27 protein-coding genes, 1 other RNA gene, 1 pseudogene and 1 other annotated feature are annotated in these 25,865 nt (G+C 36.1%); of the genes and pseudogenes, 26 read left to right on the top strand and 3 right to left on the bottom strand.

What is annotated here, in order from left to right:
* The first annotated feature begins 115 nt into the window (after positions 1 to 115).
* Together ssrA and CAT7_RS12350 are read left to right on the top strand one after the other, a co-directional pair.
* Positions 116 to 482: a transfer-messenger RNA gene (gene ssrA / locus CAT7_RS12110) on the top strand.
* Positions 483 to 670: 188 nt separating this feature from the next.
* Entirely contained in the window at positions 671 to 1,249 is a 579-nt protein-coding gene (locus CAT7_RS12350; protein ID WP_007721436.1) for a phage integrase N-terminal SAM-like domain-containing protein, read from the top strand.
* Between the two features lie 1,206 nt (positions 1,250 to 2,455).
* On the opposite strand, the gene CAT7_RS12660 is transcribed toward CAT7_RS12350, so the two are convergent.
* Positions 2,456 to 2,728, bottom strand: a complete 273-nt coding sequence (locus CAT7_RS12660; protein ID WP_442852114.1) for a transposase family protein — start codon at positions 2,726 to 2,728, stop codon at positions 2,456 to 2,458.
* A 443-nt stretch (positions 2,729 to 3,171) separates the two neighbouring features.
* Here CAT7_RS12660 and CAT7_RS01960 point away from each other — a divergent pair, with 443 nt between their 5' ends.
* Together CAT7_RS01960 and CAT7_RS01955 are read left to right on the top strand one after the other, a co-directional pair.
* A complete protein-coding gene (locus tag CAT7_RS01960; RefSeq protein ID WP_007721435.1) occupies positions 3,172 to 4,014 on the top strand; it encodes a sialate O-acetylesterase in 843 nt (280 codons plus the stop codon).
* Positions 4,011 to 4,550: a PadR family transcriptional regulator gene (locus CAT7_RS01955; RefSeq protein ID WP_007721433.1), complete on the top strand. Its 540-nt coding sequence runs from the start codon at positions 4,011 to 4,013 to the stop codon at positions 4,548 to 4,550. The genes CAT7_RS01960 and CAT7_RS01955 overlap by 4 nt, the downstream gene beginning before the upstream one ends.
* Positions 4,551 to 4,894: 344 nt before the next feature.
* Here the strand turns inward: CAT7_RS01955 and CAT7_RS01950 are convergent, their stop codons facing one another.
* A complete protein-coding gene (locus CAT7_RS01950; RefSeq protein WP_007721431.1) occupies positions 4,895 to 5,248 on the bottom strand; it encodes a hypothetical protein in 354 nt (117 codons plus the stop codon).
* A 228-nt stretch (positions 5,249 to 5,476) separates the two neighbouring features.
* Between CAT7_RS01950 and ald the strand changes: the two genes are divergently transcribed.
* From ald to CAT7_RS01890, 12 genes are all read left to right on the top strand, one after another.
* A complete protein-coding gene (gene ald / locus CAT7_RS01945) occupies positions 5,477 to 6,592 on the top strand; it encodes an alanine dehydrogenase (protein WP_007721430.1) in 1,116 nt (371 codons plus the stop codon).
* Positions 6,593 to 6,703: 111 nt separating this feature from the next.
* Entirely contained in the window at positions 6,704 to 6,934 is a 231-nt protein-coding gene (locus CAT7_RS01940; protein ID WP_007721429.1) for a DUF2969 family protein, read from the top strand.
* A gap of 141 nt (positions 6,935 to 7,075) precedes the next feature.
* Complete coding sequence (locus CAT7_RS01935) at positions 7,076 to 8,074, top strand: YihY/virulence factor BrkB family protein (RefSeq protein ID WP_156780498.1); 999 nt, start codon at positions 7,076 to 7,078, stop codon at positions 8,072 to 8,074.
* Positions 8,075 to 8,236: 162 nt separating this feature from the next.
* Positions 8,237 to 9,412: an FtsW/RodA/SpoVE family cell cycle protein gene (locus tag CAT7_RS01930; RefSeq protein WP_007721425.1), complete on the top strand. Its 1,176-nt coding sequence runs from the start codon at positions 8,237 to 8,239 to the stop codon at positions 9,410 to 9,412.
* Positions 9,413 to 9,441: 29 nt separating this feature from the next.
* A complete protein-coding gene (locus CAT7_RS01925; protein WP_007721423.1) occupies positions 9,442 to 9,801 on the top strand; it encodes an arsenate reductase family protein in 360 nt (119 codons plus the stop codon).
* A gap of 21 nt (positions 9,802 to 9,822) precedes the next feature.
* Positions 9,823 to 10,173: a glycine cleavage system protein H gene (locus tag CAT7_RS01920; RefSeq protein WP_007721421.1), complete on the top strand. Its 351-nt coding sequence runs from the start codon at positions 9,823 to 9,825 to the stop codon at positions 10,171 to 10,173.
* 50 nt (positions 10,174 to 10,223) lie between these two features.
* Positions 10,224 to 10,487: a binding site (T-box leader), on the top strand.
* Between the two features lie 68 nt (positions 10,488 to 10,555).
* Positions 10,556 to 11,596 (top strand): methionine ABC transporter ATP-binding protein, encoded by a 1,041-nt coding sequence (locus CAT7_RS01915; protein ID WP_007721408.1) that lies wholly within the window; start codon positions 10,556 to 10,558, stop codon positions 11,594 to 11,596.
* The gene (locus CAT7_RS01910; protein WP_007721406.1) at positions 11,580 to 12,284 is read left to right on the top strand and encodes a methionine ABC transporter permease; all 705 of its coding nucleotides are present in this window, start codon (positions 11,580 to 11,582) and stop codon (positions 12,282 to 12,284) included. Before CAT7_RS01915 ends, CAT7_RS01910 begins: the two co-directional genes overlap by 17 nt.
* Before the next feature lie 116 nt (positions 12,285 to 12,400).
* Complete coding sequence (locus tag CAT7_RS01905) at positions 12,401 to 13,246, top strand: MetQ/NlpA family ABC transporter substrate-binding protein (protein WP_007721404.1); 846 nt, start codon at positions 12,401 to 12,403, stop codon at positions 13,244 to 13,246.
* 518 nt (positions 13,247 to 13,764) lie between these two features.
* Entirely contained in the window at positions 13,765 to 14,247 is a 483-nt protein-coding gene (locus tag CAT7_RS01900) for a PH domain-containing protein (protein ID WP_007721403.1), read from the top strand.
* Positions 14,240 to 15,808 carry a PH domain-containing protein gene (locus CAT7_RS01895; RefSeq protein ID WP_007721397.1) on the top strand — a complete coding sequence of 523 codons (1,569 nt, stop codon included), beginning with the start codon at positions 14,240 to 14,242 and terminating at the stop codon, positions 15,806 to 15,808. The genes CAT7_RS01900 and CAT7_RS01895 overlap by 8 nt, the downstream gene beginning before the upstream one ends.
* Positions 15,741 to 16,214 carry a PH domain-containing protein gene (locus CAT7_RS01890; protein WP_232208099.1) on the top strand — a complete coding sequence of 158 codons (474 nt, stop codon included), beginning with the start codon at positions 15,741 to 15,743 and terminating at the stop codon, positions 16,212 to 16,214. The genes CAT7_RS01895 and CAT7_RS01890 overlap by 68 nt, the downstream gene beginning before the upstream one ends.
* A gap of 76 nt (positions 16,215 to 16,290) precedes the next feature.
* Here the strand turns inward: CAT7_RS01890 and CAT7_RS01885 are convergent, their stop codons facing one another.
* On the bottom strand, positions 16,291 to 17,019 hold the full coding sequence (locus CAT7_RS01885; protein ID WP_007721392.1) for a gamma-glutamyl-gamma-aminobutyrate hydrolase family protein: 729 nt from the start codon (positions 17,017 to 17,019) through the stop codon (positions 16,291 to 16,293).
* A gap of 241 nt (positions 17,020 to 17,260) precedes the next feature.
* On the opposite strand from CAT7_RS01885, the gene sufC reads away from it, so the two are divergent.
* The 10 genes and pseudogenes from sufC to CAT7_RS12250 all read left to right on the top strand — a co-directional run bounded on the left by sufC (position 17,261) and on the right by CAT7_RS12250 (position 25,692).
* On the top strand, positions 17,261 to 18,034 hold the full coding sequence (gene sufC / locus CAT7_RS01880) for a Fe-S cluster assembly ATPase SufC (RefSeq protein WP_007721390.1): 774 nt from the start codon (positions 17,261 to 17,263) through the stop codon (positions 18,032 to 18,034).
* A gap of 11 nt (positions 18,035 to 18,045) precedes the next feature.
* Entirely contained in the window at positions 18,046 to 19,332 is a 1,287-nt protein-coding gene (gene sufD / locus CAT7_RS01875; RefSeq protein ID WP_007721387.1) for a Fe-S cluster assembly protein SufD, read from the top strand.
* Positions 19,329 to 20,567, top strand: a complete 1,239-nt coding sequence (locus CAT7_RS01870; RefSeq protein WP_007721386.1) for a cysteine desulfurase — start codon at positions 19,329 to 19,331, stop codon at positions 20,565 to 20,567. The genes sufD and CAT7_RS01870 overlap by 4 nt, the downstream gene beginning before the upstream one ends.
* Positions 20,554 to 20,985 (top strand): Fe-S cluster assembly sulfur transfer protein SufU, encoded by a 432-nt coding sequence (gene sufU, locus CAT7_RS01865; protein WP_007721384.1) that lies wholly within the window; start codon positions 20,554 to 20,556, stop codon positions 20,983 to 20,985. The genes CAT7_RS01870 and sufU overlap by 14 nt, the downstream gene beginning before the upstream one ends.
* A gap of 31 nt (positions 20,986 to 21,016) precedes the next feature.
* Positions 21,017 to 22,411 (top strand): Fe-S cluster assembly protein SufB, encoded by a 1,395-nt coding sequence (sufB, locus tag CAT7_RS01860; protein WP_007721383.1) that lies wholly within the window; start codon positions 21,017 to 21,019, stop codon positions 22,409 to 22,411.
* A gap of 288 nt (positions 22,412 to 22,699) precedes the next feature.
* A complete protein-coding gene (locus CAT7_RS01855; RefSeq protein WP_007721381.1) occupies positions 22,700 to 23,539 on the top strand; it encodes a ComEC/Rec2 family competence protein in 840 nt (279 codons plus the stop codon).
* Positions 23,540 to 23,758, top strand: a complete 219-nt coding sequence (locus CAT7_RS01850; RefSeq protein ID WP_007721380.1) for a DUF3006 domain-containing protein — start codon at positions 23,540 to 23,542, stop codon at positions 23,756 to 23,758.
* A gap of 724 nt (positions 23,759 to 24,482) precedes the next feature.
* Entirely contained in the window at positions 24,483 to 24,638 is a 156-nt protein-coding gene (locus tag CAT7_RS12255) for a hypothetical protein (protein ID WP_007721378.1), read from the top strand.
* Between the two features lie 210 nt (positions 24,639 to 24,848).
* Positions 24,849 to 25,178, top strand: a pseudogene (locus tag CAT7_RS01840) (recombinase family protein); the annotation flags it as partial.
* A 370-nt stretch (positions 25,179 to 25,548) separates the two neighbouring features.
* Entirely contained in the window at positions 25,549 to 25,692 is a 144-nt protein-coding gene (locus CAT7_RS12250; RefSeq protein ID WP_007721376.1) for a hypothetical protein, read from the top strand.
* Positions 25,693 to 25,865: the final 173 nt, after the last annotated feature.

The raw sequence follows: 25,865 nt of genomic DNA, 5'->3' as shown, positions 1-25,865 counted from the left end.
TTGAAGCGAACGTATTTTCTTTTCCGTTAAAATGTGGTATAATGCTCTTAGAGAGTTAACTTAAGATGATTTATGTATTAAATCATTCTTTCTGTACACACAACCCAATCACTTAGGGGACGTTACGGAATCGACAGGTATAGGTCGAGCTTGGATGGCGTTTCGTAGGTTACGGCTACGTAAAAACGTTACAGTTAAATATAACTGATAAAAACAATAATAACTCTTACGCTTTAGCTGCGTAATAACAGCTTAGTGTAGATCCTCTCGGTATCGCCCATGTGCTCGAGCAAGGGTCCTATAATAAGTGGGATACGCTAAACCTTTCCGTCTGCAAGTTTTAGAAGAGATCATCAGACTAGCGATATATGATGCCTGTTGTGCGGCTAATACTGAGCGAAACCTTAATAGTACAACTATGAACGTAGATGTCCGGGTGCCGATATATTTGGACAGGGGTTCGACTCCCCTCGTCTCCATAAAATGTAATAACTTAAAAGCTTTAGAATGTTGATAAATCAATGTTCTGAAGCTTTTTTGTGCTTGATTTTAGAGAGGGAGTCGAACAAATGAAAAAAGGTTCGGGAAAAGACAATAGAAAAGTTTACCATACGCTCACCAATTTTGATGAATTAAATCATGTTATTGGTGCAGATATGACATTCAAAAAATGAATAACAGCAATTACAGTTGTGAAGCAAAAAAAGAAATAATCAATCAAATGGAAGTGAAGGGGCCGAGAGAAAGAACAGTCAAAGAATATATAAAATGGTTTGATGAATTTACTTTTTTTACCGGTGCTACATATGTCCACCAATTTACTAAGTCGGATATCTATGACTGGTTACAAGATATGGATGTATCAGACAATACGTGCCAAATAAGGTTAAAAGCTCTCAAAGCGTTGTTGAATCGCATGTATGAAAACAATTGGATTGAGGATAAATTTTGGAAAAACCTAAGAATTAAAATCGCTCAAAGTCAAAAAGCAGGGACAACACCAGAACAATTCCAGCAACTGTTAAATGTGTTGGATTTAACTAGTTTCTTTGATTTAAGACTAGCTACAGGGGCTTTAATTATGTACAAAGCAGCTAAAGATTATCAAATTAAAAATATCAATCCTCACTCATTGAGACGTGGTTTTGCAATGAATTTAAGGTCACAGAGAGCTGATGTTGTGTTTATAAGTAAAGCAAGCGTTAGGACACAAGTCTTTAGAGGTTACAACGCAGTATTTGGGCATTGATGCGGAAGAAGTTGTAACAAGTTTAAGGGGATTTTTATAAAAAGATCAACAGAAAAAACTAATTAAATAGCAAACAAAAAACTCTTTAGATTGATACTAGTTGCCTACAGAGGCATTAAAGGCACTCACAAGCCGATGTACTAGACTTTATAAGATGTGAGCATTTGATATTAATGAAAGATATTAGGCGGAGTCAGCCTTATTAGAAACTAAATGACACGGAGGTAGCTTAATGAAGTGATCTTTTCCCATCCAATAACAAATATCCATCCTCAGATGTGGTAGCAGTGTTTTTAAAGGCTTGACTGCAAAAAATAATCTGAAGATATGTTGTGATGGTTGTCAGACAGGGAGGGCTTACTGGCGTAAAAAGATTTTAATGTTTATACCAAATTATTTGGGTAAAATTTTCAGCACTTAGGAGGAGTTTACCCAAAATTAGGACTTACAGCACAAACAACACTAAAGGATAAATAATGGGTCTATAATGAAGCTAAATAAATAAGCTTATAAAAAAGAGTAGATAGATATGCAGAAAGCCTTAAAACGTCAAAATATGGCTTTTAGAGCAAGATGAGTAGTTTTTTAAAATAAATATAAAAAAAGATTCAATGTATTTTTTATATGTGAAAATTAAACAAAAAATACATTGAAACATTGGTAAATATACGTTCTTAATACTTTTTTTTCACAACCCTAGTTTTAGAACCACTACATATAGTGTTAATTTAATATGTCAATAGGAAAACAACTACATATAGTAATTTATTTATTTGCCAGTAAGGGATAATCATAGTAGAATGCTATTACAGACAAGAATTGAGCCACAGCGACTTTTGAACGTGAGGAGCTGGGCAATATCAGAAAATTAAATAACATGCTTAGAACTCTAAGGAATTGGATAATTAATATTTGGATAAATTGGACTTAATCAAAGATTGCTTAGACATTGTTTTGCTATTGCTAAACATTGTTTTATTTTTGAAAAAGAACAAAATTGCTAAAAATAAGTAACAAAAAACACCACTGAATTTCCTTGGTCGGGTTTCAGAGGTGCGTAATAAAATATCAAATTTTTAAAATGAATATCGAAATGTTGCTCAACTCAATTTATAATCTGTTAAAGACTCGGTTGCAACGGGTCTTTTTTATATACCATGTCATATAATATATATTATCATATTGGAGAATAATAGCAAATAATATTTACCATATCGGGTAAAATAAGTCAGCTGTTAAATATATCTCAATACAGGCGCTTGATACGCTAAAGGTCGTTTGACAGTCTTTACAATAGAAAAGCTGTTTCTTCAATTCTAAATAAGTAGGGTAGTGGGTTGTGCTATTGAGCGTTATTCGAGAGGTTTTATAGCCATATTTAATAATAGAATAAGAGTTATTTTCCATCCCACAATTCGCGCAATGGGTAGGATGATACGTTAATTTATCATAGAAAACTTTTGGTTTTTTTCCTTTAATTCGTTTTTCAGAACAATTATTTTTCCCCGAAAGTGATATTTTTATCTTTAATATCTAAAGCAAGTCGTATAGAATGAGATTAAGACAAGTGAAAATCCTCCCTTTGAATGTTGTGTCGTAACTTTATTCTAACGGAGATTTTCGCTTGTTTCTATTTTTTTATCATTTTATAGAAAAATAGTGCTGGCGATTTTTAGTCACCAACACTAAATATTATAGAACCAGAATTAAAGGTTACCTTTAATGAAATTATCGAACTTTTCAATTGTGCCTACCTTTGTAACGTGAGTATAGAGTTAGATTTTCAAAGTCTTTTTAACATCTGTATGACCTAATCGTTATTTTGTTAAAAAGTTACTAGATACAGTGAGTTGACGATAGTCTAATTAGACTCTATAATATTGAGGTCTAATTAAACTATTGAGTGAAGGAATGAAAATTAAATGGTAAAATCTTTTTTAATGTTAGGGCAATCAAATATGGCAGGTCGTGGCTTCTTGCATGAAGTAGACCCTATCTATAATGAAAAAATAAAAATGCTTCGCAACGGTCAGTGGCAAATGATGACAGAGCCGGTTAATTATGACCGCCCTGTTGCTGGTGTAAGTTTAGCAGCATCTTTTGCAGATGCATGGTCGAAAGCCCATCCAAATTATGAAATCGGTTTGATTCCTTGTGCGGAAGGTGGCAGTACTTTGAACGATTGGCATCCGCAAGGTACTCTTTTTCAACATGCTTTATCTGAAGCTCGTTTCGCACTTGAGTCTAGCGAAATCTGTGGCATACTTTGGCATCAAGGCGAAAGTGATAGCAATAATTCACTACATGAAACTTATTATGAGAAATTATCTTTTATCATTGAAACTTTAAGAAAAGAATTAAAACTTGAAGATGTTCCATTAATTATTGGTGGGCTTGGTGAATTTTTAGGGAAAACAGGATTTGGAAAGTATTCAACAGAGTTTCAAGAAATCAATGAACAATTAAGCAAATTCGCTCATGAGCAGCAAAATTGTTATTTCGTATCGGCAGAAGGTCTAACTGCCAATCCAGATGGCATTCATTTTAACGCCGTTTCTCAAAGGAAATTCGGTTATCGCTACTTCGAAGCATATTCAAAAAAGTGTCATATAGTAGAGCCTTTTGCGGATGAAAATCAATCACTAAAAATAAACACTAACTATTCGAATACTGAACTAATTTATATTCACAGTATGAATTTGGCTCTTGGTAAAATCACATACGCTGAATTCGAAGCACGAATGGCAAAGGCAATGCAGCCTTGATTCCTTTACTTATCCTTGGCTTACTTATTCAAAACCCTGGCGCTCATGGATACGAACTATTAAGTTTAATGGAAAAACAACAGTATAGATATATCGTTAACTTCACTAAAGGATCATTTTATTACAATTTACAACAACTTGAAGAAAAAGGTTTGATTGAACAAATACATCAAATACGTCCAAAAAATGGTCGTGAAATTCATCCCTTTAAAATCACGTCTTTAGGAATAGAAGAATTCGAAAAATTAATGACCAAATATGGAACTAAAGCTGAGTATGTAAACTTACAATTCTATGGGGCTTTACTCTTTGCAGATGAATTTGATACAAATAAATTATTAGAATTAATCCAGTCACAAATTGATCAAACTGAAGCCCGAATGGCTCTTCTCGATGAATACCTAGCTAACACAAAAGAATTACCTGGTAAAATTGATTATTTTCGTCGCATGAACGAAAATTCTCGTTTTCATCATTTAGTAAACTTAAAATGGTTTAAAGAATTAAAGTCAGAAATAGAAGATACTACTGTATAAAAAAATAAAAACGAAAATCCCGTATCATTAAGTAAATCTGATACGGGATCTTTTAATGGAATTGTGTTTTTATAGAAGGCCTTTAAAATGCACCCAAATTTCGCTTTGGGTGCATTTTTTTGTTACTTAAACCTAAAGTTAATTAGTATTTACGAATAAGCGTTATACCACCTAACGTTTTATGCTTTAGTTCATCGACTAAATTTTTCTTATGTAACGAAAATTACAACACTTTACTCGTAACGAGTTTGCCAGATAATCAAGATCGAAAAAAAACACATCTTTTTGAGATGTGTTTTTTTCGACTGTTAAACTGCATTTAAATAATTGGAAATATGTTATATTCATTGACTGACTGATTTAGATGACTGAAGGTAAACTTCGTATAATTTAGACAATACGGTAATGTCACTACTAGACATTTTCATTAATTCTATAAATACAGGTTTCATTATTTCAGACTTTTCATTTTCATTTACAATAGTCAAAGCTTCATGATTAAGGATAAATAAATCATCTAATATAAGATGGAATTCTTTTATGAATTCTTGAAATCCTTCTTTATCATCTAATAAAATGTTTTTTAAGCTTTGATTTTTTTCATGGAGATTTTCTAAGTACTCTCCAACCGTCATCTCTAGTGAGTCTGAAACATCATGTAACTCATTAAAAAATTCATCGTTAATGTCGATTAACATAAAGTACACCTCCGTAATCACAATAATTGATTATATAACATTCCAAACAAAATGAAAATAGCTTTTGAAAAACACTTTGAAAACAGTATTTTATATGAACAAAATATGTCTAATGAATAAAAGCTGAAAAAAAAGGATACATCGAAATAGTTGGGTTCTACCTCATTGAGCGTTACAATAGAACTATAAAGTTGGAAAAACGCTAAAAAATATAGGAGGATGTCAATTATGAAAATTGGGATACCAAGAGAAATTAAAAATAATGAAAGCAGAGTCGCTATATCGCCTGCAGGTGTAAATAGCCTTGTAGAACATGGACATGAAGTTAGGATAGAAGTAAGTGCAGGAAAGACGGCTGGATTTACAGATGAAGAATATCAATCAGCAGGAGCTATTTTACTAGAAGAAGCTACGGAAGTTTGGAATGCTGAAATGATTATTAAAGTGAAAGAACCTATACCTAGTGAGTACAAGTATTTTAAAAAAGGAATGATTCTTTTTACTTACTTGCATTTAGCTCCGGCGTTAGAGTTGACCAAAGAACTCATGAGCAAAGGCGTTACTGCTATTGGATATGAAACAATGGTTGGAAAAGATGGCACATTGCCACTTTTAACACCAATGAGTCAAATTGCCGGCAGAATGGCTGCGCAAGTTGGTGCTGAGTTTCTTGAAAGTGTCAACCAAGGAAAAGGGATTCTTTTAGGAGGCGTACCCGGTGTTCAAAAAGGAAAAGTAACCATTATAGGTGGTGGAGTTTCGGGAACAAACGCAGCTAAAATTGCTATCGGTCTGGGAGCAGAAGTAACGATTTTAGATGTAAACCCAAAACGTCTTGGAGAGTTAGATGATTTATTTGAGAATAAAATTAACACGTTAATGTCAAATGAATTCAATATCGCAAAAGCTGTTAAAGAAGCAGATCTAGTGATTGGTGCTGTTCTGATTCCAGGTTCAAAAGCGCCAACACTTGTAACCGAGGAAATGGTTAAACAAATGGAAAAAGGTTCAGTTATCGTTGATATAGCGGTTGATCAAGGTGGAATTGTTGAAACAGCTTCTGAAGTGACGACACATGACAATCCTGTATATGTAAAACACGGCATTGTTCATTATGCGGTTGCAAATATGCCAGGAGCTGTACCTAAAACGTCAACTTTAGCCTTAACGAATGTTACGATTCCTTACGCAGTAGAAATTGCAAACAAAGGATTGATCAAAGCAGCTAAAGAGAATTCAACAATTTATACAGGTATCAATGTCATGAACGGAAAGCTGACTAAAAAAGAAGTTGCGGAGTCTTTGAACCTGCCATATCATGAAGCATTAGGTTCTTTTAATTAATTTAGTCAGTGATTTTGACTGAGAAATGATAGTAAACTAAACAAATAAATGAATTTTCCCCTAAAATGCAGTATACTAATGGAGAAACTAACTGCAAAAAGGAGCATTCGCATGTCAAAAGGAAATAAAAAAGTTCAAGTAGAAGTAAAAGAAACCCCTAATAATAGAGAAGGTTTCACTGAGTTGGAACTGTATGTGAATGATGAAAAAATTGGTCAATTGCAACAAGAAGAAGGCCAGACCGTTACTGTAACGACCAACTCAGGAACAGAGTCTAAAGTAAGATCTGTCGACGAAGGAATAAATAAACTAATTATGGACTACAATTTACACCAAATGTAAGTCTGTTTGATTAATGAAAATCTAAAAAACAATCCTATTTCTATAGGGTTGTTTTTTAGATTTTCACTTTCTTTAAAGAGCGTCCTAAAAGCTTTTTAAACCCATCTATGCTATGATTTTTTTATACATAAAGTAAAGGATGTGGTCGTTTTGACAACGAGTATAAAACAAGCTTCTTTCAAAGATAAGTTCAAGTCTCTGATAGAAGTAGTAAAACCCAATTGGGCACGAGCGGAAGTCTCATCAAATGCAGCTGAGTTGGCTTACTTCACGTTATTATCTCTATTCCCAATATTGTTGGTTATAGCAAATATTATTCCGCTTTTCCCGATAAATGCTTCAGATATTTTGCCAATGCTAGAAACAGCTGTCCCACCAGATATTTATAATGTCTTAGCACCAGTCCTAGAAAGTTATCTGAGCAGTTCGAGTGGTGGAGCTATTTCTATTGGGTTAATCACGTCATTGTGGTCAGCTAGTAAGGCTTTTAATGCGTTACAAAATGTATTAAATGATGTTTATGGCGTTGAAAAAAGAAATAACTTCATTATCGTTCGATTAGTATCATTCTTAGTTCAATTAGTCATTGTGGCTATTGTAGGTGCATTAATTTTTATCTTTGTTTTTGGGGAACAAATTTTATTGTTTATTCAAGATTTCATTGGAATTGATTTAAGCCTTATTCTGCAAGTCTTTGGCTATAAATGGTTAGTTCTATTAGTTGTCTTAATTCTAGTCATTACTATGGTTTATTTTTTAGTACCGAATCACCGTTTGCACATTAAATATGCTCTTCCAGGTGCTATATTTGCTACAGTAGGTTGGTTGATCTTATCTCAAGCCTTTACACTGTATGTTAAATATGCTGGAGGAGAAGCAGCCGCTAGTGCCACTTTTGGGGTGTTCATTGTTTTGATGTTGTGGCTTTATTTATCGGCTATAATTTTATTAATAGGTGGACTGATCAATACCATTTACTTTGAATTCAAAACGGGCAGATCAGTTAATGAAGTTAAGCTTGAGAAAGAAGAAGCTGAAAAAGATGACAAGCAAAAAGAATATCCAGATAGTTCGGATTCAATTCAACATAAAAAATTAATAAAAGTAAAAACAGTAGAAAAACAAAAAGAAACTGAGTGAAGACTTAGTTTCTTTTTTCTTCATTCGCTAATCTCCAAGAAGCGTTGTAAGATTTTTCTAAGAAATGCGACAAGGCTTTTTTTTAGGTTGTTTTTCTTATATAATGGATGGAGTTTGATAACGAAGTTTTTTGATAGATAGGACACAAGGAGAATTTTAAAAATGACAGAAAATAAAGAAACAAAAATAGATTACGGAATTATCTTATCCGTCATGTTGCTGGCAATTATTAGTATTGCGACTATCTTTTCAACCACTTATTTAACTGGGAACACTGGGATTGGTGCTACATTGATGCAAGTAATTTGGTACGTAGTGGGTACAGTAGCCATTATTGTTATTATGCAGTTTGATTCGGAGCAGTTATGGAAACTAGCACCGATAGCTTATGGTGTAGGGCTTTTTCTGTTAGTGTTGGTGTTATTCTTCTATGATCGGTCTCTTGAGTTTAGTACCGGAGCAAAAAGCTGGTTTAAGATAGGTGGATTGACCTTTCAGCCTTCGGAAATTATGAAAGTGGCTTTTATCCTTATGCTCGCCCGTGTAGTTACAAAACACAATGGCGATTACCCAACCCATTACTCTAAAGCCGACTTCTTATTACTAGGAAAAATTATGTTAACCTCTATACCGCCGTTGTTCTTGGTTATGTTGCAAAACGACTTAGGTTCTACGCTGGTATTCATTGCCATTATCATTGGCTTAGTCCTGATTTCAGGAGTTACATGGAAAATCATTCTGCCAGTATTTTCTGGAGTTGCAGCACTTGGTGGAACATTACTTGCTTTAGTCGTATACGATCGTGACTTTTTATTGCAATTAGGTTTTAAACCGTATCAATTCTCTCGAATAGACTCTTGGTTGAACCCTTATGGAGATTCAGGAGGAGCATCTTATCAACTGATTCAAAGTATAAAAGCGATTGGATCAGGTAAAATGTTTGGTAAAGGATTTGGGACATCAGAAGTTTATGTACCGGTTCGAGAGTCGGATATGATTTTTTCAACGATTGGAGAAAATTTTGGTTTTCTTGGCAGTTGTATATTGATTTTCATTTACTTCTTATTGATTTACCAAATGATTCGTATTTGCTTTGATACGAAAAATGAATTTTATGCGTATATTGCCACAGGTGTTATCATGATGATTTTGTTCCACGTTTTTGAAAATATTGGTATGAGTATTGGATTGCTTCCGTTAACAGGAATCCCTTTGCCGTTTATTTCTCAAGGGGGAACGGCGTTGTTAGGAAATATGATGGGTGTTGGACTCATCATGTCTATGAGGTACCATTACCGTAGCTACATGTTCTCTGAAGAAGACGAAGATTTCAAATAAACGAAATACAGTTATTGGAGTGAACAAAATTGCTTACATTCTATCAACATCCTACTTGTTCAACTTGCAAGGCGGCTAGAAAATGGTTAGATGAACATGAGTTAGACTATCAGGCGATAAATATGATTGAGACTCCGCCAACGCAAGAAATTCTAACGAGTTTAATAGAGCAGTCTGATTTGCCTCTCATCCGTTTTTTCAACACCAGCGGGAATAGATACCGTGAATTAGGGTTGAAATCCAAAGTGCCCAGTATGAGTATAGCGGAAGGTGCAGCAGTATTGGCGTCAGATGGCATGCTGATCAAGCGTCCATTGCTGACGGATGGAAAGACAACAACACTTGGTTTTAAAGCAAACGTTTATGAAACAACGTGGAATGGAAACTAAAAAACGATTGGAGCGGTTAACGTGGAACAACAAATGAGATACAGCGAAAATGGTTTGTGGGTATTAAAAGAAGGTGACAACTACCGCATCGGTTTATCTGAAAAAGGTCAAGATGATTTGAGTGAAGTCATGTTTGTAGAATTACCAAACACATTAGCTGAAGTAAGAGAAAACGATGTATTACTAGGTGTAGAAGGAGCAAAAGCAGTTACTGAATTGTTGTCTCCTTTAACAGGTGTCGTAGTCCAATTTCATACTGAGTTAACGGATAATCCGGAAAAATTAAACAGTACAGATGAAAAAGACAACTGGATTCTTGAAGTGAAAGATGTGGAACCTGGTACTTTTGAAAAATTGTCAGCAGAAGTTTAAGAATTAAAGTTGACAGAAAAAAACAGCTCTGTTAGAATATGTTAAATATCAATAACGCGATGATAAGAAGAGTACGTTCGTAATAACCATTTATAGAGAGCCTTGTTTGCTGAAAAAAGGTAATGGAAGTTGAACCGAAGATGGTCTTTGAGCAGAATAAGTGAATGCTTTGCATAAGCCTATTCCGGGTGCACCCGATAACGTGCCACAGTATAAAAAAGTTGAAAAAAACTTAAGTACTGTATGAGGTTGATTTAGTGATAAATTGACAAATTAAGGTGGTAACACGAAAAGTCGAAACTTTCGTCCTTATACTAAGCAAGTATGCTCAGTATAAGGGCGAAAGTTTTTTTATTTGAATGAAATGAGAGGGGTGATTGAAGTGATTGAATTAAAAAATGTAAAAAAAGTGTTTCAAACAAAACAAGGCAGTTTAACAGCTGTAAAAGATATCAATGTCTCAGTCAAAGATGGCGAAATTTATGGTATCGTCGGTTATTCTGGAGCAGGAAAAAGTACGTTGGTTCGAATGTTTAATGGCTTAGAAATGCCAACAGATGGTACAGTTGCTATTGAAGGGAAAGTCATCTCACAATTGAAGGGGAAATCCCTGAGAAAAGAACGTCAAAAAATCGGAATGATTTTTCAACATTTCAACCTATTGTGGTCAAGAACGGTAGAAGAAAATGTTTTATTCCCGCTTGAATTAGCCAAAATGCCTAAAAAAGAACGTGAAGCTAAAGCAAAAGAACTGATTGGTTTGGTAGGACTGGAAGGAAGAGAAAAAGCTTATCCTTCACAATTGTCAGGTGGTCAAAAGCAACGTGTTGGGATTGCAAGAGCACTAGCTAATGATCCAACGTTATTGCTGTGCGATGAAGCAACAAGTGCCCTTGATCCACAGACAACGGATGAGGTGTTAGATTTATTATTAGATATCAATAAACGCTTAAATTTAACCATTGTATTGATCACGCATGAAATGCATGTGATTCGTAAAATCTGTGATAAAGTGGCAGTTATGGACAATGGAAAAATTGTTGAAGAAGGCTCTGTGATAGATGTTTTCAAAAAACCGCAACAAGAAATAACGAAACGTTTTATCCGCCAAGATTCAAATCCGGATAGCGAAGATACGGATCTGATTTTTGAAGAGTTATTAGCTGAATATCCTGAAGGAAAGATTGTTCACTTAACGTTCCATGGCAAACAAGCTAAGATGCCAATTATGTCAAAAATTGTTCGAGAAGATGGTGTTGATTTAAGCATCATCCAAGGAAGCATTCAACAAACGCAAGACGGTGCAATTGGTTCACTTTATGTTCAACTAACAGGTGAAAGTCAAAAAATACAAATTGCTATTGAAGAGTTAAGAAAATTACAAGTAGAAGTCGAGGTGGTAGAACATGTTGTCGAAGCTTAGTTTTGGAGCCAGTGTTTTATCAGAGTACCTCGATTTTTCAGAAGTCAATTGGGAAAAAATGCAAGAAGCAACGATTGAAACGATTAGTATGACACTTGGATCAGTCGTAATCATTTTCTTTGCCGGATTATTGCTGGGGCTATTATTGTATGAAACAAATGGAAAAAATACAGTGTTTGCCAAAATACTGTACCGAGTAGTGGCTATTTTAGTCAATGTTTTCCGTTCAATCCCATTTATCATTTTGATTGTGCTGTTGATTCCCGTCACAAAAACGCTTGTAGGATCCATTATTGGACCGGTAGCTGCATTACCAGCATTGATTCTTTCATCAGCACCATTCTTTGCACGACTGGTTGAAATTGGTTTTAGAGAGATCGATAAAGGTGTCGTTGAAGCAGCTGAAGCTATGGGGGCCAGCAAATGGCAAATCATTTACAAAGTCTTGATTCCAGAAAGTTTGCCAGCAATTGTATCAGGTATTACAGTTACTACGATTTCTTTAGTTGGTGCTACAGCGATGGCAGGTGTAATTGGAGCAGGCGGTTTAGGAAACTTAGCGTATCTTGATGGTTTCCAACGTAGCCAGCCAGCTGTAACACTAGTCGCAACATTGATTATCTTAGTGATCGTTTTTATCATCCAAGCTATTGGCGATGTGCTTGTCAAAAAAGTCGATAAACGGTAAGTCAGCATAACAGCTAACTGAAAAGAAACAAAAATCATTAGCTGATAAATAGCAACACTGCAATTTAAATAGGGGATTTAAATTATTAAAACAATAGAAAATAGGGGGATTTAAAGATGAAAAAGAAAACACTTTTATCAGCATTAGTAACAACAGGGGTAGTCTTAACGTTAGCGGCTTGTGGCAGTGAAGAAAGCAAAAATGAATCGACTGGTTCAGGATCAGAAGATACAACAATCAAAATTGGAGCCAGCAACGTGCCACATGCTGAAATTCTTGAATTTGCTGAACCGATTCTTGAAGAAGAAGGCATCAAACTGGATATCACTACTTACAATGACTACGTGATTCCGAATGTGGCTTTAGATGAAGGCGAAATTGATGCTAACTATTTTCAACATATTCCATTTTTTGATGCAGCAGTAGAAGAAAATGGCTATGATTTTGCGAATGCTGGAAGCATTCATATTGAACCTTTAGCAATTTTTTCTCAACGTTATAAAAGTTTAGATGAGGTAGAAGATGGTGCAACTGTCTTAGTCAGCAACAACCAATCAGACTGGGGACGCATAATTGGAATTTTCCAAGAAGCCGGACTTGTAACGATTAAAGATGGTGTGGATCTTACCACAGCTACGTTTGACGATATTGACAAAAATTCTAAGAACTTGAAATTTGAATACGAAAATGATCCAGCTTTGATGACGACATTGTACCAACAAGATGAAGCAGAGTTGATTGCTATCAATTCAAACTTTGCTGTGGATCAAGATATCAGCCCGCTTGAAGACTCAATTGCTATTGAAAGTTCTTCTTCACCATATGCAAACATTATTGCCGTTCGCTCAGAAGATGCTGAAGATCCAGCTATTTTGAAATTGGTTGAAGTATTAAAATCTAAAGAAGTACAAGATTTCATCTTAGAAGAATGGGATGGGGCAGTCGTTCCCGTAACAGAATAAACCTATTCAAACCAGTAGAAATAAAGGAACTACTATTTTTTATAAATGGTGTGGATGCTTCAAAAAAATTCTTATGGAATAGACGGACGGGTTTGCTTGTAAGAGCCCTGAGACCGTCTTAAGCCTTAGGTCTTAAGATTTTTCAAACCTCAAATACAAGCATAATCGCTGGAGCATTAATGCTGTGTTTGAGGCTTGAATCCTTAACAGGGCTACAAGTAATCTTATTCCTCCAGAATTTATAAGCAATCAAATTAAGTCATGATAAAAATTAAAAATCATGCAATCTGAATAAGGTGTTAACCCGCTAACTAGATTATTTAGTCGGCGGGTTATTTTTAGATTGTTTTCTTAGTTTGTAGAGTTGACGGTATGGGAAATTGGATTTGGGAATATAAAAAGAGAGTGGTTCAAGTAGAATAGCAGTTGTTCTATGCATTTAGCGAAACATTAAGATAGTACTCTTTTCAAGATAATGATACACTCAATGAAAGGATAGTTGGTTAGGAGTGAGTATCATGTATAAGGAAATGCCTACAAAAAAGTTAGATGAAAGTGTAATTCGCTATGAACGAACAACAAATGTTATTGAAAGTTTTTTTACCTTAGCTTTTTTTGGCGTTTTAATGTTCTTGACAGTGCGATTTGATTGGCCAAACTGGTTGATGGCAATTTGGATTAGTTTACCGGTAGCGGATTTTTTAGTCAGTGTATTCTTATTACCTTATTTGAAATTAAAATCGGTGCGCTACGAAATGCATCCGCTTTATTTAGAAATCATGCAAGGCGTGTTTTTTAAAAAGAGAACGTTAATTCCCATTGAACGCATCCAACATGTAGTTGTAAAAGAAGGTCCCCTGACTAAAAAATATGGCATACAAATGATTGAAGTTTTTACCGCAGGAACCAATCATGAGATTCCTTTACTCCTTAAACATGAGGCTGAAGAATTGAGAAGTCAATTGATAGAACAAATAAAGGCGGTGAAATCAGATGTATAATGAAAAAAAACTACACCCGATAACACTGGTGACCACTGCTTACAGTCGCTTGGTTTCATTTATCTGGCCAATTATTTTCTTCGCCTTTTCAAGTTCTAGATTAGATGGTTTTGGACTGATTTTAACGGTGCTTTCAATTACGATTTTTGGTTTAGTTTACTTAGCTGATGTGTTGCGATTTGTTCGCACAACTTATTGGATTGAAGGCAACCGCTTTGTTGTTAAAAGTGGACTATTTGTTCAAAATGAAAAAGATGTTCAAATCACCCGTATTCAAAGCATCGATTACAGTGAAGATATTGTTCACCGTTTTTTCAATGCTACTAAACTGGAAATCAAAACACCAGGAAAAGGTATTGTTTTAGATGCTTTATCGAAAGAAAATGCCTTGCAATTGGCAAATCAACTGCACTTTCTAAAAGAAACCTTTCTTGTATCTGAGAGGAAAAGTACAACAGAACCACAGATTGATCGTCATAGCGGATTTTCATTACAAAAAGCTGGCGTGACCCGAACCGTTTATACGATGAGTTTAGTTGATATTCTTAAAATGAATGTGATGGGCGGTTCTGTTATTAAAGGCTTTATCGTATTTGTTGGAGCGATAAATATTTTTGGCGAACTCATTCCAGACGCACTTTTTGACCAAGCAAGAACTTTTGTCAGCCAAACGGCTATTGTATCTATTTTGTTGCTTAGTATAGGTGTATTTCTGCTTTTGTTTTTTATCGGAAGTGTGCTGTCCATTATTAAAAATTTCGAATACAAAGTTGATGTAACGAATAACTATCTAACGATTGAAAAAGGATTACTAGAGGTCAAAAGTCAGACGATTGCGGTAGCAAATATTCAAAGTGTTTGGGAAAAGCAGAATTGGGTGCAAAAGTTAGCAGGGTACACGACGTTTTCGGTAGGTATCACCAGTGATGAAAACGTTGCGGATAAAAAAGATACAAGTGAAGCAACTGAAAAGGGAGAAATCATTTTACTGCCGCTCGTCAAGACAAAACAATTGGCTGTTTTAAGAGCAGAAATCGTACCGCAGTTTATCTGCCAACCGGCTCAACCTGTTGTTCCCCTTCGTTCTTGGAGAAGGTTTATCCAAGTTCCGCTACTAATATGGATTAGTTTATCACTATTGGTATCCTATATTTTATGGCCATTTGCCTGGATTATTGGAGCTGTGATGAGTTTGTTGACAATTCTTTATGGATACCGAAGTTACAAAAGAACAGGCTATACTCTTTCAGAAGCAGAAATCACCTTCCAATTGCCTAAATTCATCAGCACAGAAACGGTTTATTTACGTAGAGACCGAATCTTAAATCTAACCGTTAAACAAACACCCTTCTTAAAGAAAAGTCATTTAGGAAAAGTAGAAGTATCTAGTGCACTTGGAGATTCCGCCCAGGTCAAACAGTTATCTTTTATAGAAGAAGCAGATTGTGAACGAATATTTAATTGGTTTTTAACAACAGAGAGGAGTAAAGAGTATGGGACTGGAAACAAAGATTCATCCCCAAGTATTGAAGCTATGGCGCATTCGCGGGTTCATGAATAGTCTTCCTTTAGTGGTCGTTACTTTACTGTATAACTTTCTGTTCCAAATCATGCCCAATACTGCGTTACCTGAAGCGGGTATTTATATCACTATCGGAGTAACAATTATTGGTGGATTTTTACTCATTTATGTTGTGCCAACGTTAAATTATCAGTCTTGGAAAGTGGAATATAAAAATGATGAGATTGATTTTGTTTCGGGCATCCTGATAAAAAAAAGAGTCACAATTCCGCTTATTCGGATTCAAAACATCGAATCCAATAAAGGTCCTTTAACTCAAAAAATGGGTCTAATGTCTTTGATTATCTCAACTGCTGCAGACAGCCATAAGTTGCCTGAAATGCCTGAATTAGAAGCAAACGAGCTGCAAAAAAGAATCCAACGTTTGATTCAACATAGTCTTTAATAAAAAAACTAGTTCATGATCTGACCATCAAACAGTAGAACACTACTGTTTTAGGAAAGAAGCAGAACTAGTTTTTTTAAGTCATTTTTTTGATTACTCGTTTAATAAAATCGGTAAACAAACGTTGCATCATGACATCGTGTGACAGCATTAATTCAGGGTGCCATTGCACAGCGACAATACTTTGACTAGACGATTTAGCTTCAAAGGCTTCGACTAATCCGTCTTTGCTCCAAGCGACAGCTCTAAAAGGGTCAGCTAAATTTTTGATTGCTTGGTGATGATAAGTATTCACTACATATTGATCGCCAAAGATTTTTCCAATCGTACTATCAGGATCAATTGTAATCGTATGAGCGCCAGTCTCAAAATGAGTCAGTTGAATGTGTTGGACAGCTAAATCAGGATAATCCGAAACATCTTGATAAAGTGTGCCACCGTAAGCGACATTCAATAATTGAAGACCACGGCAGACTGCAAAAATGGGTTTGGCCTGATGAAGTGCTTCTTTTACAAGAGCAATCTCAAAAGCATCACGAGCTGGGTTAGTGGCACCTAGTTTTAAACTAGGTTCTTCGCCAAATAGTAATGGTGATACATCTTGTCCGCCAGCCAACAAAAGTCCGTCCACTTTCGACATGTATTCTTTAGCTTCGTGTGGGTCACTGATTGGAAAAACTACAGGAATCGCATCCGCTTGCTGAACGCCTTTAACAAATCCTTGCGGTGTATAAGTGATTGGAAAACCATTCATAGCGGCGTGGTCTAATAAGATATTTCCGGCAATTCCAATAAGAGGTTTCATGAAAATCATTCCTTTCTTGACGAGCTGAACAACTATAAAAGTAGCTTAGAAAATTCAGCTAAACTTCTTAATAGTTCCTTTTATCAGTTTACTTGATTCAAAGCAGAAAAGTAAACCCATAGCCATGGCTAATAAGATTGCGAAAGTAGGAAGCTTAGTCTAAAATATAAGCTATGAAAGCAAAAAGCTAAACACTCATGATTTGTGAAAAAAATCTAATGCACAGGAGCGAATGAAACTTATGTCAGTACTTGAAGTGAAAAACTTGCATGTGTCCATTGAAGAGAAAGAAATTTTAAAAGGCGTAAATTTAGTCATGAATACCAATGAAATCCATGCCATTATGGGACCAAATGGAACTGGGAAATCCACTCTTTCGGCAGCCATCATGGGGCATCCTAGCTACATCGTAACAGAAGGTGAGATTTTATTAGATGGACAAAACGTATTGGAAATGGCTGTTGATGAACGTGCGCGTGCTGGATTGTTTTTAGCAGTGCAGTACCCAAGTGAAATTGCTGGGATTACCAATGCTGAGTTTATGCGTGCCGCAATCAATGCTCGCAGACCAGAAGACGATAAAATTTCGGTTATGAAGTTTATCCAAAAGTTAGATGAAAAGATGGCAGTATTAGATATGCCAGAAGAAATGGCTGAACGCTATTTGAATGAAGGTTTTTCTGGTGGCGAGAAAAAACGCAATGAGATCTTGCAATTGATGATGATCGAACCGACATTTGCCATTTTAGATGAAATTGATTCAGGTCTAGATATCGATGCATTGAAAGTCGTTTCAAAAGGGGTAAATGCGATGCGCGGCGAAAATTTTGGTGCATTGATTATTACTCACTACCAACGCTTATTGAATTATGTGACCCCCGATGTGGTGCATGTCATGATGAACGGTATTATTGTAAAAACTGGTGGGCCAGAACTCGCTAAACGCTTGGAAGCAGAAGGCTATAAAGGCATTCGTGATGAACTTGGTTTAGATATTGTATTGGAAGATGATTAAGGAGGATCAAGATGAAAGAGACAAATTTTAATGCTTATCTTGATGCTGTTCAGCAGTTTTCAGTGATGCAAGAAGAACCGCTGTGGATGCTGGAATTGAGGAAAACAGCTTTAGCGAAAATTGATGGATTGGAATTGCCAGTATTTGAGCGCGTCAAGTACCAACGCTGGCCATTGTTTGAAGTGCCAGATTTGTTCAGCTATGAAGAAGGAATTCTATTAGCGGAAGATTTCTTAACGGGCGATAATGATGCTCCGCGCGTGATTCAAGTCGGCAATCAAACGGTTATGGAACAATTGCCCATGAAATACTATGAACAAGGGGTTATTTTCACCGATATTTTTACGGCTTTACAAGAACACCCAGATGTAGTCGAACAAGTCTATATGACGTTGGCAGTCGCGCACGATGAAGACAAACTAACGGCTTTCCATACAGCCTTTATGACGAGTGGATTATTCTTGTATGTTCCTAAAAATGTTGTGATTGAAGAACCATTGGAAGCACTGTACGTGCAAAACAGTCAAGTCCAAAATAGTTGGATTAAACACGTATTGATCTTTGCGGATACCAATAGTGAATTTACGTATGTGGAAAAATATGAAACAATTGGGACTGAAAAAAATACCGCTAATATCATTGTGGAAGTGATTGCTAATCCAGGAGCGAAAGTGAAATATTCTGCGGTTGACCAATTAGGTGAAAATACGACAACGTATATCAACCGTCGCGGCCACATTTTGAAAGATGCGACTATCGAATGGGCAATGGGTGTGATGAATACCGGAAATGTGGTGGCCGACTTTGATACCGATTTGATTGGAGAAGGTGCACACAGTGCTGTGAAAATCGTTGCCATCAGTATGGGCAAACAGATCCAAGGCATCGATACACGCGTGACCAATTATGGTCGCAATACGATTGGTCATATTCTGCAACACGGTGTGATTCTAGATAAATCAACGCTAACGTTTAATGGTATTGGACACATTATCAAAGGCGCAAAAGGTGCGGATGCCCAACAAGAAAGCCGTGTCTTAATGTTATCCGAACACGCCAGAGGAGATGCCAATCCAATTTTATTGATTGATGAAAATGACGTTACTGCTGGACACGCAGCCAGTGTAGGCAGAGTCGATCCGGAAGAATTGTATTACTTAATGAGTAGAGGTATTCCGAAACAAGAAGCCGAACGGTTAGTGATTCGTGGCTTCCTAGGTTCCGTGATTGCGGCGATACCACTGAAAGTTATGCGTGACGGATTAGTGGATACGATTGAAAGGAAGTTAAGCAAATGAGTTTTTCAGCCGAACAAGTGAAAAATGATTTTCCAATTCTAACTCAAATTATCAACGATGAACCGTTAGTCTATTTAGATAATGCGGCGACCACTCAAAAACCAACAGCCGTATTGGCTGCTCTTGAAACGTATTACCGTGAAGCCAATGCCAACGTCCATCGCGGTGTGCACACCTTAGCTGAACGAGCTACAACAGGTTACGAAGCAGCGCGTGAAAAAGTACGGCACTTTATCAATGCCAATGAATCAGCAGAAGTCCTATTTACCCGCGGCACCACGACCAGTTTGAACTGGGTAGCTAAAAGCTACGGTGAAGCAAATGTGCAACAAGGAGATGAGATCCTGATTTCAGTGATGGAACATCACTCTAATTTGATTCCTTGGCAGCAGTTAGCTAAGAAAACCGGTGCTGCATTAAAGTATATCGAGCTGACAGAAGAAGGCATGTTGGACATGGAGAGTTTCCACGCTCAATTAAGCGAGAAGACTAAAATCGTAGCGTTGGCGCACGTCTCCAATGTACTTGGGGTCGTTAACCCGATTCAAGACATTGCACGACTGGCCCATGCAAGAGGAGCCGTATTAGTGGTCGATGGAGCGCAAGCTGTTCCGCATATGCCGGTGGATGTCCAAGAGTTGGAAGCTGATTTTTATGCTTTCAGTGGACATAAGATGGTCGGACCGACTGGCATTGGCGTGCTGTACGGGAAACGTACCTTATTAGAACAAATGGACCCCGTTGAATTTGGTGGGGAAATGATTGCTGTGGTGGATGAACAAGACAGTACGTGGAAAGAATTGCCTTGGAAGTTTGAAGCCGGCACCCCTAATATTGCCGGAGCCATTGGACTAGGTGCAGCCATTGATTATTTATCAACGATTGGCTTGTCAACGATTCAAGAACACGAAAAAAGCTTGATGGCTTACTTATGGCCAAAATTAATAGCGATTCCAGGATTAATAGTCTATGGACCAAAGGATATAGCAAAACGAACCGGTATTGTAACGTTCAACCTAGATGGGCTTCATCCACATGATGTGGCAACCGCTATGGATATGGAAGGGGTAGCGATTCGAGCTGGCCATCATTGTGCTCAACCCTTGATGCGCAGATTATCAGCCGATTCAACCGCTCGAGCGAGTTTTTATCTGTACAATACGACAGCAGATGTGGATAAATTTATTGAAGCATTGCTGGCGACAAAGGAGTTTTTTGCTCATGGCCTTAACTAAACTGGATCAATTGTACCGTCAAGTCATCTTGGATCACTCTAGTCATCCACATCACCATGGGAAATTAGAGCAGTCAACGACTCAAATCGAGTTGCTTAATCCGACTTGTGGGGATGTGCTGCAACTACAACTTGTCGTTAAAGATCAAGTGATTAAAGATATTCGTTTTGATGGAAGCGGTTGTACTATCAGTCAAGCTAGTGCGAGTATGATGACGGATGCCGTGATGGGGAAAACTGTTTCTGAAGCACTCGCCTTAGCAGATCAATTCTCTCTGCTCGTACAAGGCAAAGACGCTCCAAAACTGGAAGAATTGGGAGATGCTGCTTTATTGAATGGCGTCGCAAAATTTCCTGCCCGTATCAAATGTGCTACTTTGTCATGGAAAGCACTGGAAAAAGCATTGGTTGAAAAATAGATTACAGCAAAAAAGTAAGGAGTGTCACATAATGGGAGAAGTGCCAGAACGCGAGAATTACCAATTTGGGTTTCATGATGATGTGGAATCCATTTATACAACGGGAAAAGGATTAACGGAAGCAACCGTTCGTGAGATTTCAAAACGCAAACAAGAGCCGACCTGGATGTTGGATTACCGTTTGAGAGCCTACGATCACTTTACAAAACGAACAATGCCTAAATGGGGAGCAGATCTATCAGAAATCGACTTTGATAACATCACTTACTACAAGACCGTCAGCAATCAGCCAGAACGCAGTTGGGAAGATGTACCCGATAAAATCAAAGAAACTTTTGAACGCATTGGGATCCCAGAAGCTGAACGCAAATATCTAGCTGGAGCTGGGGCGCAATACGAGTCCGAGGTGGTTTACCACAATATGAAAGAAGAGTTTGAAAAAATGGGCATCGTCTTCACCGATACCGATACAGCTCTAAAAGAATATCCAGAGATTTTTAAAGAACACTTTGGAACCGTCGTACCAGCAACCGACAACAAATTAGCAGCACTCAATTCAGCTGTCTGGTCTGGTGGAACCTTTATTTATGTTCCAAAAGGCGTACGCTGTGACGTACCCCTACAAATGTACTTTCGGATTAATGATGAAGCGATGGGTCAATTCGAACGGACGTTGATCGTTGTCGATGAAGGCGCTAGTGTGCATTACGTTGAAGGCTGTACTGCGCCAACCTTTTCATCTAGTAGTCTGCATGCCGCCATCGTTGAGATCGTAGTCAAAAAAGACGCTTACTGCCGCTACACGACGATTCAAAACTGGTCCAACAATGTGTACAACTTAGTGACCAAACGCGCTGTAGCCGAAGAAGGTGCCACTATGGAGTGGATCGATGGCAACCTTGGAGCCAAAACAACGATGAAATACCCAAGTATCCAGTTAAATGGACGAGGAGCTAGAGGAACGATGCTGTCGATTGCGATGGCAGGAGCCGGACAAAATCAAGATACCGGTGCTAAAATGATTCATAACGCACCAAACACTTCTAGTTCGATCGTCTCTAAATCAATCGCTAAAGACGGCGGAGAAGTCAATTACCGTGGACAAGTCACATTTGGCAAAAATTCAGGCGGGTCTATCTCACATATTGAATGCGACACGATCATCATGGATGACTTGTCCAAGTCAGATACCATTCCGTTCAACGAGATCCACAACGGCAATGTCTCGCTAGAACACGAAGCTAAAGTCTCTAAAATCTCAGAAGAACAACTTTATTACCTCATGAGTCGCGGATTGACCGAACAAGAAGCCACTGAAATGATCGTCATGGGCTTCGTCGAACCCTTCTCAAAAGAACTCCCAATGGAATACGCAGTGGAGTTGAACCGATTGATTGCTTATGAAATGGAAGGGTCAGTGGGGTAGTAAGATAATAGTCGTTAAAATATTGGTACAACAGTATTCTAAAGGATATAAATTGTTTTTAATCTAAAAAATAATTTTTATCATTTTTCTATTGGTTTTCCATTCTTGATTCTGAAAGAACTTATCTATGACTTAATTAAATTCTAGCTGTTGAATTAATAAAAAAGTTTGATCCCATATTTTTTTAGACAACTTATACTATAGTTTTACTATACTCTTTTATGGAAATATCGTATACTCTTGAATGAAAACGTATTAATTGATATATTACTACTTGGAGGAGTATCTATGAAAAAGATTAGAATAATCACTCTCATTTTGCTATTTGCGTTATTTTTTACTGGAATTAAAGACGTTCAAGCTGCAAGTAATGTACAGGTTCATTTTTTAAACATTGGTCAAGGTGATGCCACTCTTATACAAACGCCTAATGAAAATATTTTAATTGATGGTGGTGGTAAAGGTAAAGGTCCTGAAATTATCAAATATTTAAAAAAATATAATGTTAAATCATTAACTGCTGTGGTATCTACACATCCCGATGCAGATCATATTGGTGGATTAGCTTATGTTATTAATAATATGAAAGTAAGCAAAGTGTATGCCCCTAACATTAGCCATACAACTCAAGCGTATAAAGATTTTCTATTAGCAGTAAAAAACAAAAAAATGAAAATTACTATTGCTAAACAGGGTCTTGAAATCCCTACTGTAGCAAAAGATATTACATTGAAATTTATTGCACCAGTAACAACGTATGTTAAAAGCGATTTAAACAACTGGAGTGCTGTATTACATCTTAAACACAATCAGAAGTCGTTTTTATTTATGGGTGATGCTGAAACAAAAGCGGAAACAGATATGCTAGCAAAAAATCTGATTCCTAAAGTTGATGTTTTAAAAGTTGGTCACCACGGTTCAAAAGATTCTACATCTAAAAAACTGTTAGACAAGGCAAAACCTATTTATTCTGTCATCTCAGTAGGGAAAAATAGTTATGGCCACCCTACTTCGGAGGCTTTAAATCGATTAAAAGCTGTTAAATCAACTGTTTACAGAACAGATAAATCGAGTAATATTATTTTTACATCTAATGGTTCAAAAATTACGGTAAAGACGGTGAAATAAATGGAAAAAGGTATTATTGATCGCTTTGAAGGTGATTTAGCGGTAGTAGAATTTGATTCTGAAATGCGTGATATTCCCAAAAAATTATTACCTGAAGATAGTAATGTTGGTGACTTGCTTGTTTTTGATGATGATTCGATTAGCATTGATAAAGCTGGCACCGATAAATTACGAAATGAAATAGAAGATTTGATGAAAGAATTATTTGAAGAAGAGTAAATGTAAAGTAACCAATATTAGTCTTATCTATCATAAAAGATAAGACTTTTTTTGTTTTTTTCTTTATTAAATAAATAGGCAATAACACTTAATATGATTACAATAAAAATTTTGCTGTCAAGTATGTAGGCATTTTTGGAAGTCTTAGCATGCGTTAAGTTGGCAAGCATCGAAAGCATGGTACTTATTTAAATTTAATGAATCCGTTGATTATTATCGAGACCCTGGTATGGTAGTGAAGGTTTTGGATTTAGTGAATTAGCATTGTTGCTTATAGAGGATGATTTAAATATGCTATTAATAATGAAAAATTATGACTGTTGCAACATTTATTGTGAAAGTGGTTTTAGTTGTCAAAGGGATCAATACTAAACATGATTATCCATTTTGTTATATAGCTTTAGATGTAAAAAGTAAAACTGTAATTGTTTAATTATTGGAAAGAAAGCTTTTAAGTAAGTATAAGAAGTTGAAAAGGTATTGATTTAACAGTTGAATGCATTGTTCTGGCTCGCAAGCAGTTATTTATCAAGAACTATAGAAAATTAAAAATAAGCCTACTAGTTAAAGCCAATTGTAGGTTCTATAAACTAAGCAAATTAATACATTATAGAAGAAGTTTTTTATATATTTAAGCATTATTAAAAGTTATTGTAAAAATATAAATGAAAATCTCTTCTATTTATCAATATTATATAATAGTAGGTAAAAATGGAGGGATTTTATGTATACTAGTGGAGAAGTAATTATAGAAAGAAAAAAATGGATTATTGAATTAACTACGGAAAAAATTACTGTCATCTATTTATTTTGTACAGAGTCAGAAGCTTGCGATTTTTTTATGACACTAATTATGTCACATGAGAAAATTAATAAATAAGTTAGTTTCGCTTTTTTGAAAAACCAACTGTATGTTAGTCTATTTAATTAATCTGAAAAATTAATTCAAAAATAAAAGTAATGCTCCAGATTGAAAAGATATACAAAAAAATGTGTATGACTATTTTAGGTGTACCCTAAATAGTCATAGACAGAACGTTGAATTTATGGGATTCTGTATGTAGATTAGAAGTGTAAAATAAGAAAGATTGAAAAAGGTGTGCGGATTAATGTCTTGAATTTAGGTGTCATCGAAAATACCTCAACCGGAAGACTAATCTTTACTGTCTTTAGTGCCTTTGAAGATTTTGAACGTGACTTGATTGTAGAACGGACACAAGAAGGAAAGGAAATTGCCAAACAACGTCCCGGTTTCAGGGAGTGAAGGCCAAAAAAACACTCTAAGCAGCAGATTGATTTAGCTATGCAACTGTTAGAGATACATTCCTATTCAGAAGTTGAAAAAATGACTGGTATTAGTAAAAGTACACTAACTCGTTTTAAACGGAAATTGCTCACAGATAAAAAAATATATATTTGATAAACTCTAACTTCACTTGTTTAACTGATGACTGTTAAGATAAGAATAAAATTTTTTTACCAAAAGTGTTTCTTTTAGGGTTTGGGCTAAAAGAAGTAAAGGTGATTTTAAGTCATTTTCATGGGTAAGTTCATGGGTAATTGAATATGAAAACAGCTTAAAATGCTTTATTTCGAATTGGAAAATTATTTTAATAAGCAATCTCTAGCCTTAAATTTCAAAAGTTATAGATTCTTGCTTTTACTCAGCTGTGATTAAGTTTGTCAAAACCATATCTATACCAGACTAATTACTAAATTAGGAAAAGAAGAATCAGTTGTCTGATCATTTAAGTTGTTCACTATAACTTAAAGGTGTTGTTACTGAAGATATGACTTTTCTACCAGTTTCTTTGCCGTTACGAAAAGTTACTTCTGCTAATGACCCGGACTCACTTGATTATTTTGGTACTTCAGGTTGTAGTTGCGATTTAGGTGTCACCGATACTGAAGATTATTGGGATGTTCCAATTTAGTTTGTTTTTGCTAATTAATCAGTGTCTGTTTCAATCATTTTTGCAAGAATATTGAGCGTATCTCCTTATTTTACGCTAATAGACACGAAACAATTCATTAAATCATTTTTTTGCTAGAGACTTTAGAATTTCTGTAGTAAAATCGTTCATAGTGAGGTCCTTTTTTCTGTGAA

This window comes from Carnobacterium sp. AT7 (assembly GCF_000171855.1).
In the GTDB taxonomy this organism is placed as follows: Bacteria; Bacillota; Bacilli; order Lactobacillales; family Carnobacteriaceae; genus Carnobacterium_B; species Carnobacterium_B jeotgali.
The sequence above is the reverse complement of the archived record's forward strand: the minus strand, read 5'-3'. Positions and strand labels throughout refer to the sequence as shown.